The organism is Biostraticola tofi, from assembly GCF_004343195.1.
GTDB classification, from domain to species: domain Bacteria; phylum Pseudomonadota; class Gammaproteobacteria; order Enterobacterales; family Enterobacteriaceae; genus Biostraticola; species Biostraticola tofi.
Map to the genome: position 1 here is coordinate 102576 of NZ_SMCR01000006.1, position 14374 is coordinate 116949.

12 protein-coding genes are annotated in these 14374 nt (G+C 57.6%); 5 read left to right on the forward strand and 7 right to left on the reverse strand.

All coding sequences use genetic code 11. The features are described from left to right. Window positions 1-124: 124 nt before the first annotated feature. Window positions 125-1213, reverse strand: a complete 1089-nt coding sequence (locus EDC52_RS13395; RefSeq protein WP_131865843.1) for an NADH:flavin oxidoreductase/NADH oxidase — start codon at window positions 1211-1213, stop codon at window positions 125-127. Window positions 1214-1303: 90 nt separating this feature from the next. Here EDC52_RS13395 and EDC52_RS13400 point away from each other — a divergent pair, with 90 nt between their 5' ends. The 5 genes from EDC52_RS13400 (at window position 1304) to lldD (ending at window position 7396) form a co-directional block, all read left to right on the forward strand. Next, a complete protein-coding gene (locus EDC52_RS13400; protein WP_131865844.1) occupies window positions 1304-1633 on the forward strand; it encodes an ArsR/SmtB family transcription factor in 330 nt (109 codons plus the stop codon). A gap of 416 nt (window positions 1634-2049) precedes the next feature. Beyond that, a complete protein-coding gene (gene cycA / locus EDC52_RS13405; RefSeq protein ID WP_131865845.1) occupies window positions 2050-3450 on the forward strand; it encodes a D-serine/D-alanine/glycine transporter in 1401 nt (466 codons plus the stop codon). A gap of 333 nt (window positions 3451-3783) precedes the next feature. Further along, complete coding sequence (gene lldP, locus EDC52_RS13410) at window positions 3784-5439, forward strand: L-lactate permease (RefSeq protein ID WP_131865846.1); 1656 nt, start codon at window positions 3784-3786, stop codon at window positions 5437-5439. After that, window positions 5436-6227 (forward strand): transcriptional regulator LldR, encoded by a 792-nt coding sequence (gene lldR / locus EDC52_RS13415; protein WP_131865847.1) that lies wholly within the window; start codon window positions 5436-5438, stop codon window positions 6225-6227. The genes lldP and lldR overlap by 4 nt, the downstream gene beginning before the upstream one ends. A 2-nt stretch (window positions 6228-6229) precedes the next feature. Next, entirely contained in the window at window positions 6230-7396 is a 1167-nt protein-coding gene (lldD, locus tag EDC52_RS13420) for an FMN-dependent L-lactate dehydrogenase LldD (protein WP_131865848.1), read from the forward strand. 95 nt (window positions 7397-7491) lie between these two features. Here lldD and EDC52_RS13425 read toward each other — a convergent pair whose 3' ends face one another. The 6 genes from EDC52_RS13425 to EDC52_RS13450 all read right to left on the reverse strand — a co-directional run bounded on the left by EDC52_RS13425 (window position 7492) and on the right by EDC52_RS13450 (window position 14241). After that, entirely contained in the window at window positions 7492-8178 is a 687-nt protein-coding gene (locus EDC52_RS13425) for an ABC transporter ATP-binding protein (protein ID WP_131865849.1), read from the reverse strand. Next, entirely contained in the window at window positions 8175-9020 is an 846-nt protein-coding gene (locus tag EDC52_RS13430; protein WP_131865850.1) for an ABC transporter ATP-binding protein, read from the reverse strand. Before EDC52_RS13430 ends, EDC52_RS13425 begins: the two co-directional genes overlap by 4 nt. Beyond that, complete coding sequence (locus EDC52_RS13435) at window positions 9007-9888, reverse strand: ABC transporter permease (RefSeq protein WP_407924217.1); 882 nt, start codon at window positions 9886-9888, stop codon at window positions 9007-9009. The genes EDC52_RS13430 and EDC52_RS13435 overlap by 14 nt, the downstream gene beginning before the upstream one ends. Before the next feature lie 8 nt (window positions 9889-9896). Further along, entirely contained in the window at window positions 9897-10949 is a 1053-nt protein-coding gene (locus EDC52_RS13440) for an ABC transporter permease (RefSeq protein WP_131865852.1), read from the reverse strand. After that, window positions 10949-12517: an ABC transporter substrate-binding protein gene (locus tag EDC52_RS13445; RefSeq protein ID WP_131865853.1), complete on the reverse strand. Its 1569-nt coding sequence runs from the start codon at window positions 12515-12517 to the stop codon at window positions 10949-10951. Before EDC52_RS13445 ends, EDC52_RS13440 begins: the two co-directional genes overlap by 1 nt. Before the next feature lie 155 nt (window positions 12518-12672). Beyond that, the gene (locus tag EDC52_RS13450; RefSeq protein WP_131865854.1) at window positions 12673-14241 is read right to left on the reverse strand and encodes an ABC transporter substrate-binding protein; all 1569 of its coding nucleotides are present in this window, start codon (window positions 14239-14241) and stop codon (window positions 12673-12675) included. Window positions 14242-14374 lie beyond the last annotated feature (133 nt).

Below are 14374 nucleotides of genomic sequence, written 5' to 3' on the forward strand. Positions count from 1 at the left end.
ATCCAGCGGCCGATGACCGGTCAAACGTCAATTGCCCTCAGGCAAAAAAAAACCCGACCAGCACAGGGGCTGGGCGAGCTGCAGATAGCGTTGACCGACAGGAAAAAAACCGTCCAGCCTAGGCTCAGTACCTTTCCAGCCAGTGGGCATAAGGCGCCGGTAGGGTCCAGGATGCCTTATCGACCCCCAATTCCCGCGCAGCGAAATAGCTCCAGTGCGGATCGGCCAGATGCGCTTTACCGACCATCACCAGGTCCAGTTGCTGTTCCTTGACCGATTGTTCCGCCAGCGCCGGCGTGCCGAATCCCCAGGCGGAAGCTACCGGCAGGCCGGTTTCCTGACGAACGCGCTGGGCGATGGGGCCCATGAATGCCGGTCCCCATGGGATCTGGGCGGTCGGTGTCGAGAAGCCGATACTGACGCTGAGCATATCCAGGCCACCCTGTTTAAACTGGCGCACCAGTTCAATGGACTCACGGAGGGTCTTTTCATCGCGGCCGTCAAATTCAAGCACCCCGAACCGGGCGGTCAACGGCAAGTGTTCAGGCCAGACTTCACGGACGGCGGCCAGGGTTTCCAGCAAAAAGCGGCTGCGGTTTTCCAGGCTGCCGCCGTACTGGTCGTCACGCTGGTTTGAATGCTCGGAGAAAAAGCTCTGGGCCAGATAGCCATGGGCAAAATGCAGCTCCAGCCACTCAAAACCGGCATCGCGCGCCCTTCTGGCGGCGGCTTTGAAATCGTCCCGTACCCGGGCGATGTCTTCCACAGTCATGGCTTTGGGTTGTTTCGGCAGGTTGGCGCCAAAGGGAATGGCGGAAGGGGCAATGGTCTGCCAGCCGTTGGCATCGCCTGCGGCGATATGGTCGTCTCCTTCCCAGGGGCGGTTGGCGCTGGCTTTACGTCCGGCATGGGCTATCTGGATGCCCGGAACCGATCCTGCGGCCTTGATGGCGTTGACCACCGGCACAAATGCCTCGGCCAGCGTATCATTCCAGATACCGGCACAGCCCGGGGTAATGCGCCCTTCCGGGGCTACCGCTGTGGCCTCAACAATCACCAGTCCAGCGCCGCCGCGGGCCAGGGATGCCAAGTGGACCTGATGCCAGTCGTTAATCAGGCCGTCTTTGGCGGTATACATGCACATTGGCGGTACTGCAATGCGGTTTCTGAGGGTAATATCTTTTAGCTTGAACGGTTGAAACAGGGCTGACATGAAATGGTCCTTCTGGGTCGACTATAATTCTATAGTTCGATATTAATCGAATTATGGATTTCTGACAACCCTTCAGTTATAATTTGAAACATGAGACCTTTCAAACATCCCGCCGTCAATGAGTTTATTCTTGAGCGCGTACTGTACGCCTTGAGTGACCCGATCCGCCTGGAAATCGTCTGTTGCCTGGCCCGGCTCGGCGAAGCGACCTGCGGTGAACTGGATGGCGGCCGGCCTAAATCCAGCGTTTCCCATCATTTTCGCGTACTGCGTGATTCCGGCCTGGTGTATACCCAGAATGTGGGCACCACCCATATGAATCGGCTGCGCCGGGAAGAAATGCACAGCCGTTTTCCCGGCCTGCTGGATGCCATCCTGACCCAGGTGGAACAGAGTGCCCCTGCAGGGCCAGAGCGTTGAACCCCCGAAGCTCACCGGTTACGCCAGCGACATTACACGACTGTCACTCGCTGCCGCCAAGGCGACCATATCCACGCCCTGTCGCCAAGCCGACCATATCCACGCCCTGCCGCCAAGCCGACCATATCCACACCCTGTCGCCAAGCCGACAATATTCACACTCTGCCCAAGCCAGCAATATCCCTTCTTTGCCGCCCAAGGGACACTCTTCACGCCCACGTCTTTCCAAAAGAGATGTACAACATCTTGTCAGTAACAACGTTGCTTAAAATCAAGGCAAACCCTGCTATGACATGAAAAACCGTTACCTGCCCCGGGCAGAATTACTTTATCGTATGGCGGTTATTTCGACACAACAACTGAATATTTATCGGCCAGCAGAGCCGAATCATGTTTACTGACAGGAACACGTCCAGATGGTTGATCATTCCAAAGAGGCCGTTACCGGCTTAGAGAGTTCCGATAAACTGCAGAGAAATCTCCATAATCGCCACATCCAACTGATTGCCATCGGCGGAGCGATAGGCACCGGGCTTTTTATGGGGTCGGGAAAAACCATCAGTCTGGCCGGCCCGTCGATCATTTTCGTTTATATGATCATCGGCTTTATGCTGTTTTTCGTTATGCGCGCGATGGGTGAAATACTGCTCTCCAATCTCGAGTACAAATCGTTCAGCGATTTCGCCGCCGATCTGCTTGGCCCCTGGGCCGGCTATTTTACTGGCTGGACCTACTGGTTTTGCTGGGTGGTGACCGGCGTGGCGGATGTGGTGGCGATAAGCGCCTATTTTCAGCTGTGGTTGCCGGATTTTTCGGTCTGGATGAGCGCCCTGCTCTGCGTGGCGGTGTTTCTGTCGCTCAATATTGCCACCGTGAAGCTGTTTGGCGAAATGGAATTTTGGTTTGCCATCATCAAAATCGTGGCCATTGTGGCACTGATCGCGGTCGGTATAGCGCTGGCGGCCATGCACTTTCCTTCACCGGCCGGCGGCACGGCAGCGCTGTCTAATATCTGGCAGCACGGCGGTATGTTCCCTAAAGGACTGAGCGGTTTCTTTGCCGGTTTCCAGATTGCCGTGTTCGCTTTTGTCGGTATCGAGCTGGTGGGCACCACCGCTGCCGAAGCACATGACCCCCATAAGGTGTTGCCCCGTGCGATTAATGCCATTCCTATCCGGGTAATTACCTTCTATGTGCTGGCGCTGATGGCCATCATGGCCGTCACTCCGTGGGACAGCATTGTGCCGGACCGCAGCCCGTTTGTTGAAATGTTCTTGCTGACCGGCTTGCCGGCCGCCGCCAGTGTGGTCAATTTTGTGGTGCTTACCTCCGCGGCCTCGTCGGCCAACAGCGGTATCTTTTCCACCAGCCGTATGCTCTATGGCCTGGCTGAACAAGGGGTGGCCCATCGCCGTTTTGGCCTGTTGTCCAAACGCGCGGTACCCACCACCGGCCTGCTGTTTTCCTGTTTTTGCCTGCTGGCTGGCGTGGCGCTGATTTACCTGATCCCCAATGTAATGATGGTGTTTACCCTGGTGACCACCGTATCGGCCATTCTGTTTATGTTTGTCTGGACCATCATCCTCTGCTCCTACCTGGCTTATCGCAAGAAGCATCCGGAGCGTCACCAGGCATCCCGATTCAAAATGCCGTTGGGCATCTTGATGTGCTGGGTGTGCATGGCGTTTTTCCTGTTTGTGCTGATACTGTTAACCCTGCAGCCAGATACGCGCCAGGCCTTGCTGGCGACGCCGCTATGGTTTGTCATGCTGGCCATTGGCTGGACGCTGCGCCGCCGGAAAACCCTTCGCGGCTAAGATTCTTTCCGGTCCGGCATGCAGGTCAACATCGAGATGATGGGATCCGGTCAACACGACTGATGCGTTTTAGCCTGACTTTTGGTCAGACCACACGTGATAAATATGTGACGATTTCTCGCAAAAATCGAATAAAAAGCATGGCGCCGTTGTTATTTGTTACTGAATAATTAACTTTATGTAGCAATGGCTCTATCCCAATGGTTTGGTCGGACCAACCAGCGCTAACACAGTCCACACCTCACCGGATTTACGCCATCAGTACTCTGCCGTGACATCGCGGCAGGGCTTTGCACCTCCCTCCTGTGAAAAGGGTGTTACGGAGAGCACAACATGCAAGTATGGCAACAAGTCTATGATCCGCTCGGCAATATCTGGCTATCGAGCCTTATCGCCGCCATTCCGATTGTGTTTTTCTTCTTTGCTCTGATTAAGTTGCACCTTAAAGGCTATCTGGCAGGCACCATCACCCTGTTATTGGCTTTGGCTGTGGCGCTGTTTTTCTATCGGATGCCGGCAGACAGGGCCATAGCATCGGTGATTTATGGCTTCTTTTATGGCCTGTGGCCTATCGCCTGGATCATTATCGCTGCGGTATTTGTCTATAAAATTTCGGTAAAAACCGGCCAGTTCGATATTATTCGTTCCTCCATTCTGTCAATCACCGCCGACCAGCGTTTGCAGATGTTGATTGTCGGCTTCTCATTCGGCGCCTTTCTTGAAGGCGCCGCAGGTTTCGGCGCGCCGGTGGCGATAACCGCCGCCCTGCTGGTAGGACTGGGCTTCAAGCCACTGTATGCCGCCGGGCTGTGCCTTATCGTTAATACCGCCCCGGTAGCCTTCGGCGCCATGGGGGTACCGATTATCGTCGCCGGCCAGGTGACCAGTCTGGACGCATTTGCTATCGGCCAGATGGTCGGCCGCCAATTGCCGTTCCTGACGATTATCGTGGTGTTCTGGATCATGGCGATCATGGACGGCTGGCGCGGGGTAAAAGAGACCTGGCCGGCGGTGATCGTCGCCGGCGGATCATTTGCCATCGCCCAATACCTTAGCTCCAACTTTATCGGCCCTGAGCTGCCGGATATTATCTCTTCGCTGGTCTCGCTGGTCTGCCTGACACTGTTTCTGCGGGTCTGGAAACCGGTACGGATTTTCAGATTTGATGATGCGCCCACCGACACTCCGACAGCGCTGATACCTAAGGTCAGCTACACGAAAAGCCAGATTATCCGCGCCTGGATGCCGTTTATTTTTCTGACCGCGACGGTGACTATCTGGAGCGTGCCGCCGTTTAAAGCGCTATTTGCCGCCGGCGGTCCGCTGGCCGGCTGGGTTGCCAATATTTCCGTGCCGTTGCTGGATAAGCTGGTGGCCAAAATGCCGCCGGTGGTGGCGGACAGCACCCTGTATGCAGCGGTGTACAAATTTGACTGGCTGTCGGCAACCGGTACCGCCATTCTGGTGGCGGCACTGATTTCTGTCGTGTACCTGCGCATGGCACCCAAGGCGGCGCTGGCCACTTTTGGCGAAACCCTCCGGGAACTGGCCCTGCCAATCTACTCTATCGGCATGGTATTGGCCTTCGCGTTTATTTCCAACTATTCCGGGCTGTCAACCACTCTGGCGCTGGCGCTGTCCCATACTGGCGGCGCTTTTACTTTCTTCTCGCCATTCCTCGGCTGGTTGGGGGTATTCCTTACCGGGTCTGATACTTCGTCCAATGCGTTGTTCGCCGCCTTGCAAGCCACTACCGCCCAGCAGATCGGCGTCTCGGACATTCTGCTGGTGGCGGCCAATACCACCGGCGGGGTGACCGGTAAGATGATATCTCCCCAGTCGATCGCCATTGCCTGCGCCGCGGTGGGACTGGTGGGCAAAGAGGGGGATTTGTTCCGGTTTACCGTGAAACACAGCCTGATTTTCTGCGCCATGATAGGGGTTATTACGACCGTCCAGGCTTACCTTATCCCCTGGATGATCCCATGACCGCACCCGGCGACCTGCGCCTGGCCGACCATATCGTCGGGCACCTTAAACGACTGATAAGTGAACGGCAGCTGGCACCGGGGGCACGCCTGCCGGCCGAGCGCCAATTGGCGGCCGAGCTGGGGGTGGCCCGCTCGTCGATACGCGAGGCTATCCAGAAACTTATCAGCCAGGGGCTGCTTATCAGTCGACGCGGCGGCGGCACCTTTGTCCGGGACGACTCTCATCAGTGGTCGGAACAGCGCATCGTTGCCCCGCTGAAAATGCTGATGGCGGCGGATCCCGGCTATCGCTATGACGTGCTGGAGGCACGGCTGGCGATTGAATCTTCAACCGCCTGGCATGCCGCGCTGCGGGCGACCGATAGTGATAAGCAGCGTCTGCAGATGTGTTTTGACGCCACGTTGCGGTTTAAGGAAAGCGATGACCCCAATCTGGCCGCCGAGGCCGATGTGCGCTTTCATCTGGCGATCGCTGAAGCCTCACACAACCTGGTGCTGTTGCAGACCATGCGCGGCTTTTTTGATCTGCTGCAGACCTCCGTGATGCAGAGCCGCCAGCGAATGTACACCGTGCCAGTCATTTTTGCCCGTATCACCGACCAGCATAATGACGTGCTGCAGGCGATATTGGCGGGCGATGCCGAGCGCGCACGCAATGCAGCGGTGTCCCATCTTGACTGCGTCCAGTCGACCGTCCGGGCCCTGCAGGAAGATGAAGCCCGTATGGCACGAGCCTCCCGATTGTACGATTCCTTCCCATCGAACGACCCAACCAGAGACAACTGACAATGATAATTTCAGCTGCAAATGACTATCGCGAGGCGGCCAGGAGAAAACTGCCGCCATTCCTGTTCCATTATGTCGATGGCGGTGCCTATTCTGAATACACGCTGCGGCGTAATGTTGAGGATCTGTCGTCAGTGGCGCTAAGACAGCGGGTGCTGCGCAATATGTCGGATCTCAGCCTGGAAACCCACTTATTTAAAGAAAAGTTGTCGATGCCGGTGGTGCTGGCACCGGTCGGTCTGTGCGGCATGTATGCGCGGCGCGGTGAAGTTCAGGCCGCCAGAGCGGCGGAGAATCGAGGCATTCCCTTTACCCTTTCCACCGTCTCGGTCTGCACCATTGAAGAAGTTACCTCGGCGATAAATCGGCCAATGTGGTTTCAGCTCTATGTGCTCAGGGATCGCGGCTTTATGCGCAACGCCCTGGAGCGGGCCAAGGCCGCAGGCTGCACCACGCTGGTGTTCACCGTCGATATGCCGGTGCCGGGCGCTCGCTATCGCGATGCCCATTCGGGCATGAGCGGAGCCAATGCCGCCATGCGCCGCTATCTGCAGGCAGTAACCCACCCAGCCTGGGCATGGGATGTCGGCGTCAACGGCCGGCCTCATGATCTGGGCAATATCTCCGCCTATCTGGGCAAGCCTACCGGTCTGGAAGACTATATTGGCTGGCTGGCGAACAATTTCGACCCATCGATCTCCTGGCAGGATCTGGAATGGATCCGCGAATTCTGGGATGGGCCGATGATTATCAAGGGCATTCTGGATCCGGCCGATGCGAAGGATGCCGTCAGCTTCGGCGCCGACGGCATCGTCGTCTCCAATCATGGCGGCCGCCAGCTGGATGGCGTGCTCTCTTCGACCCGCGCCCTGCCCGCCATTGCCGATGCGGTAAAAGGCGATATCGCCATTCTGGCCGACAGTGGCATACGTAACGGGCTGGATGTGGTTCGGATGATAGCGATGGGCGCCGATACCGTACTGTTGGGGCGGGCCTTTGTCTATGCTTTGGCCACCGCCGGCCAGCAAGGCGTGGAAAACTTGCTTACCCTTATCGATCGGGAAATGCGCGTCGCCATGACCTTGACCGGCGCCCGCAGCATTAGCGAAATCAGCCGTGAATCACTGGTGCAGGAAGGGCTGGCGCCAGTGACGGCCAGCGCAGGTTAAGGCCAGTGATGGCCGCATGGCACTGGGCTCTGACCAGGATGAGTCGCTGGGAAATAGTGACACTGTAACTCTAACCTTGTTGCCCGCAATCAGCCTTAGCCATAAGGATGCAGGATGCGTCCCTGGGCCATCGATACCGCCCGGTCGCACATATGGCCGATAACGTCAGGATCGTGACTGACCAGTACCATGGTCAGGTTCCCTTTGGCTTTGAGCTGATTGAGCAGGTTCAGGATTTCGGCCTGCACCGACATATCGAGCGCCGAGGTCGGCTCATCCAGCAGCAGCAGCCTGGGCCTGAGCAGCAGGGCCCGCACGATAGCGACCCGTTGACGTTGGCCGCCGGACAACTGATGGGGATAACGCGTTATCATCTCCGGGCTCAGACCGACCTGTCTGAAACCGTCGACAATTTTATCCTCGATATCACTCTCCTTGAGCAGTTTAAGCGGTTCCGCCAGGGTCCTGAGTAATTTATGCTTGGGATGCAGCGAGGAATACGGATCTTGAAACACCATCTGTACCTCCCGGCGCAGCGTACCGGTGAAATCCTTCCCCGGCGTCACTGCATTGCCGAGCAGGGCCATCTGTCCGCGCCAGCGGGTATTCAGGCCAGCCAGCGCCCAAAGCAACGATGACTTGCCACAGCCGGAAGGCCCAACCAGGCCAAAGCACTCGCCCTCATTAATCCTGAGGTTAACGTCATGCACTACGGTATTGAGGCCGCTTCCCTGGGGATGGGCGACCTGCATATCGCTAAGTTCAACCACCGGCGGGTTCATCGTAATGCCTCCAGGGCCGCGCGATCCAGCACCGGCAGTTGCTGGCCCTTGGTCGCGGTACTTGGCCGGCACGCCCACAGCGTGCGGGTGTAAGGGTGCTCGGCCCGGGGAAGTTCTGCCGCCGATAGCTGGTCAACCAACTGACCGCGATACATCACCAGCACCCGTTCGCAGTGTTCGGCCACCTGCTGCAGGTCATGGCTTATCAGAATCAGTCCCATATTACGGTCAGCGACCAATTTTTCGATAAGATTCAGCACCTGGTCACGCATTTCGTGGTCCAGCGCGGAGGTCGGTTCATCGGCAATCAGCAGTTCGGGATCATTGATAAGCGCAATTGCCAGCATCACGCGCTGGCCCATACCGCCCGACAGCTGATGCGGATAGCGCCGGCTCAGCATACCAGGATCCGGCAGCCCGACCGAGGCCAGCATAGCCAGCACTTTCTCACGCCGTTCGCGCCGGTTCAGCCGACTGTGCAGGATAAGCGGTTCCTCGACCTGCCAGCCGATAGTCTTGCCTGGATTGAGGGCGTATTTCGGGTCTTGCAGCACCATGGCGATACGCGTGCCCCGTAGCCGGTTCCACTGATTATCGTCAAGCGCGGTGACATCTTGACCGCCAAAGCGCAGTTCCCGGGCCGAAAGCGTCAGCGGATACGGCAACAGTCCCATCAGCGCCCGGGCGGTCAATGATTTCCCTGAACCTGACTCGCCAACCAGGGCTATCCGCTCCTGCCCCATGGCAAATGAAAGATTATTGACCAGAGTGACCGGCTGCGGTCCGGCCAAGGTCACCGAAAGGCGGTCTACCGCCAGCAGCGGCGGATTATCGGTTGGCATTTCTCGGATCCATTCTGTCTCGCAGGCCATCGCCCAGTAGGTTAAACGCCAGGCTGGCCAGTAAAATCGCGCCCCCGGGGGCAGCGGCCACCCACCATTGATCAAATATCACTTTACTGCCTTCAGCCACCATCGACCCCCATTCGGCGGTCGGCGGCTGCACGCCCATGCCGAGAAACCCCAGGCCGGCGGCAGACAAAATAATGCCGCCCAGGCTCAGGGCCGCCCGCACTACGGCGCTGGGCAGACACAGCGGCAGTATATGACCAAACATCAGTCTCAGGCCGCCAATACCCTGCATTCGCGCGGCGGCCAGGTAATCACTGCGTCTAAGGGCCAGGGTTTCAGCCCTTGACTGGCGGGCAAACGGCGGCCAACTGGTCAGGGCCAGCGCCAGAGCGCCATTCATCAGACCGGGCCCCATTACCGCCACCAGCGCCAGGGCAATGACCAGGCTGGGCAGGGAAAGTACGATATCGGTCAGCCGCATCAGTACCCGTTCGGTCCAGCCCCCCAGGTAGCCGGCGCTGATACCGACAAGCAGCCCGGCCGGCACGGTAAGCACCAGAATCAACGATACCAGGATAAGCGTAGGCCGGGCGCCATAGATAACCCGGGACAGCAGGTCCCGACCAAAGCCGTCGGTGCCCAGCCAGTGAGTAGCGGACGGCGGCAGCAGGCGCTGGGCGATTTGCTGGGCGTTGGGATCGAACGGCGACAGCCAGGGCGCAAACAGCGCCATGACCACCAGTAACGCCACCAGCAAGCTGCCGATGGACAGCGCCGTCAGACGGCGGCGACGGATAAACACCGCCGGCGTGGTAGCCGCGTTTTCAATCGGCCCCTCAGGCGGAATCGAATCATTCATTAATTGCGTCATCTTGTCTTGGGATCTATCAGCAGCGTCAGGGCATCAGCAAACGCATTAAGCAGCACGAAACAGGTACCAATCAGCAGCGTCGTACCGAGGATGGCCGGCGTGTCGGACGCAAACAGCGCATTGGTCAGGTAACGTCCGACACCCGGCCAGGCAAATACCGTTTCGGTCAGGACCGCACCTTCCAGCAGGCTGGCATAAGACAGCGCCAGTACCGTGATAAGCGGACCCAGCACATTGGGAAATACATGTCTGAGCAGGATGCGCAGCCGACCGGCGCCTTTGGAACGGGCCAACACCACATACTCCTTGTTGCTTTCTTCCAGCAGCAGCGCCCGCAGCAGTCGAGTGATGCCGGCCATCGACAGCATGCCCAGCACCAGTACCGGCAGCCACAGATGGCTGACCGCATTGCGGAACATCTCCCGATCGCCTGACAGCCAGCTGTCTATCAGTACAAAGCCTGTTTTCGGCTCCAGGGTATACAGGTAGATATCATCTAGCCGGCCAGGACCGCTGGCCCAATGCAGCACTGCATAGAACAGCAGCAGCCCCAGCAGGCCCAGCCAGAACACCGGTACCGAAAAGCCGAGCAGCGACACCAGACGCGCTATCGAATCCAGCCAGCTGCCGGGTTTATAGGCCGCCAGCAGCGCCAGCGCAATACCGCCGATGGCGCCAAACAGAATAGCGCAGGTGGCCAGCTCCAGCGTCGCCGGGAAGGTATGCAGTAAATCATTCACCACTGGCTGACCGGTGGTGCGGGAAATGCCCATATCGCCCTGGACCAGATGCTGCAGGTAGCGCCAGAACTGTACCGGCAGCGGCTGGTCCAACCCCAACTGATGGCGGACCTGGGCGTAGGTAGACTCGCTGGCATGATCGCCGACCAGCTGCAGCGCCGGATCGATGGGCGCCATATGGGACAGGGTAAAGGTAAAAATCAGCAGTCCGAGCACAGTGACGCCCAATGACAGCACGCCGGTAAACAGGCGTGCCGACAGGCGCCAGCTCCGCCGGGCAAGCCCGGCAGCGGGCAAATCGGTGGTCATTATTTGCTGACCTTGCTGTAGAACACCATATCCGGGTTGATACCCTGCACATAGCCTTTCAGGTTGTCACGCACTGCAATCAGGTTGCGCGCCTGCAGACCAATGACAAATGGCGAGCTTTGCTGAACTTCTTTTTGCATTTCCTCATACAACGCAACGCGTTTTTGCTGATCGCTCTCGGCGGTGGCGTCCAGCGTTTTCTGGCTCAGGGCCGGAATATGCCAATTGGCACGCCAAGCCAGGGTTTTGCTGCCGTCTTCCGGGTTATAGGCAAACGCCGCAGCATTGGTATTGGGATCAAAGTAATCCGGCCCCCAAGAGGAGAGCGATGCCTGGTAGTTATGGCTTTTGATATTATTTGACACCTGGGCGCTGATGCCCGGCACCACCTCGACCTTGACGCCGCCGCGGGCGAAGCTGCCCTGCAGCGCCTGGGCGATATCCAGATAGGGCGGCTGGTTAGTGACCGAGATTTTGAAGCTGGCATGGGTGATGCCGGCTTTGGCCAGGATGGCTTTGGCCTTCTCCGGGTCATATTGGTAAGGTTTGTCTTTCAGCGCCCCCAGATAACCCTCCGGCAGGAACGCCTGGTGCACCTGGAACTGCCCCTTTAGCAGATCATCGGCTATGCCGTGATAATCAAACAGGTAACGGGACGCTTCCCAGAAGGCCGGGTTTTTCAGCAGTGGCGAAGCCTCGGTATTGAATTGCAGGAAATAGACCGAAGCCATCGGGATAGCCAGCGGTTTGACGCCCGGCTTGTCTTTCAGCGCCGCCATCTGATCGGCACCCAGATTACGGGCCATATCGGCATCGCCCTGCTCGACCAGCAGCCGGCGGGCGGCCGGATCCGGCACATTCTTAATCAGGATATTGGCAAGTTTGGGCGCCCCTTCCGGAGAACTGGCGTTGGCCTGCAGCACCAGCACTTCATGGGGAACATAGGTACGAATTTTATAAGGGCCGCTGCCGGCAGAATGCTGACCCAGCCAGGCATGGCCGAAATCGTTATCTTTCTGATGAGACAGCGCCTGTTTGGCATCGACTATCGAGGACACCGGTGCCGACAAAAGACTTAATACATAAGTGGGGCTGACGTTGGCGGTCCAGCTGATTTTGACCTGGTTATCGGCGGTCTTCTGCAGCATGCTGTCGACATTGTTTGCATCCCAGCCAAGCTGAGTCAGAATAAATGACGGCTCCAGATTGAGTTTCACTACCCGCGAAAGGGAAAAAATCACATCCTCCGGTCGCAGCGGATTCCCGCTGGAAAATTGACTGTTGGGCCTGAGCGTAAAGGTCAGGCTGCGGTTGTCATCGCCGGCGGTCCAGCTTTCGGCAAGGGTAGGCTTAAGCGCAATCGGGTTGTGCGGATCAGACTGGATAAGCCGCTGGTAGAGACTGTTAAACGACTGAACGGTGGTCAGTTCAAATCCTTCAGCCGGATCAAAACTGCTGGCATCATCAATAGACTGGGCAATGACCAGGGTGTCGGCCGGCGTTGCCGCCTCGGCGCTATATGACATCGCCAAAGCCGTTGCTAAAACGGAAGGTAATAGGTATTGCATAACAGTATCCGATGCCTCTTTATTGACAGGCTGGCGCGCTAACCCAGCGCGCATTAATTCGATAAGTTACATCAAATGATATAACTATTGCGTTTGATTATATACAGGCCATCCGCCGCACGCCAATGCTGACCGATGGACCTGGGTGTGTTCGCTTATTTGCTGACCCGATCGTAAAAAACCATATCGGCGTTAAGCCCTTGCTGATACCCCTTCACTTTATTCTGTAATACCACCTGGGTTTTGGCCTGGTCGATAAAGACGTAGGGTGAGTTTCGCTGCAGCTCTTTTTGCAAACTGGCGTACAGCACGGTACGCCTTTGGGGGTCGGTTTCCGCAACCGCCGCCAGCGTCTGCTGACTCAGCGCCGGGATGACCCAGCCATTCAGGCCAGCGACCGTGCTGTCCTTGCCGGTGTTATAGGCGAAGGCGCTGGCATTGGAATGGGCATCGAAGTAATCGGGGATCCACAGACGAATGGCGGCCTGATGCTGGCGCGCGCGTACCCGGGAATAGACCTGGCTGCCGGCCGCCGGCAGCAGCTCAACCTTGATACCGGCCTGATTGAAGCTGGCCTGCAGTGATTCGGCGATATTGATGAACGGGGCTTTATTTTCCACATCAAGCGTGAATGCCGGGTGGGTTATGCCCGCTTTGGCCAGGATTGCTTTGGCTTTTTCCGGATCAAAATGAAAAGGCGTGGTGGTCAGAGCGCCGGGTAAGCCCACCGGTAGAAAGCTCTGCTGAACAAAATATTGCCCGCGCAGCAAGTCTCTGGTTATGCCCTGGTAATCAACCAGGTAGCGGGCGGCGTCCCAGAAAGCCGGGTTTTTGAGCAGCGGATTAGCGCCGTTGCCGGTATTGAACACCAGGTAGTGCTGCTCAGCGGAAGGGATCTGGAGCACCTTGACGCCGGCCTGCTGACTCAACTGGCTGGTCTGATCCGGTCCCAGTTCACGGGCGACATCCGCATCCCCTTGTTGCACCAGCAGTCGGCGGGCAGCCGGGTCGGGCACATTTTTGATGATCACGCTTTTAAGCAGCGGTTTGTCGCCGGGCGAGGTCGGATTGGCATCCAGCACGATCGCCTGGCGCGGCTGATACACGCGCATTTTAAACGGGCCACTACCGGCGGAGTGCATTCTCAGCCAGGCGTTGCCGTAGTCATTATCGGTGATATTGGCCTGCACCGCGCGGCTGTCGACAATCGACGCAATCGGCGTGGAAAGGATGTTCTGCACCACTGCCGGGCTGATATCGGCCGTCCATTTCAGTTCCAGCCGATGGTCATCGATTTTACGCAGTTGGCTGTCGATGTTGTCGCTAGTCCATCCCAAAACATTGAGAATAAACGCCGGTGATTTATTCAGTTTCACCGCGCGGGTAAAGGAATAAATCACATCATCGGCGCTGACCGGATTACCGCTGGCAAACACCGCGCCGGGTTTAAGCGCTACCGTCAGGGTGTTGGTCTTGGCATCCGGCTGCAGGCTTTCAGCCAGCACCGGCACCACCTGCTCCGGGTTATCCCGGTCGGCCTGCACCAGCCGCTGGTAAAGGCTGGGGATAGTCTGGATGCTGGACAATTCGTTACTTTCAGCCGGGTCCAGGCTGACGATATCATCAAGCGATTGGGCCACCACCAGGACATGGTCAGGGGTGGCGGCAAAGGCGGTGGGCGACAGTACCGCGGCAATCAAAAGGGGTAACAAACGTTTTTTCATGAAGTAGGCTTCCCGGCAATGGCCTGTGCAGCTAATGAAGAGATAGAACGTCACAACGTAACGCTTAGAAGATAAGGCATTTGCAGCGTAGGGGCATAGTCTGAATTCTTCTGTATTATAACCGGTTAGCCAG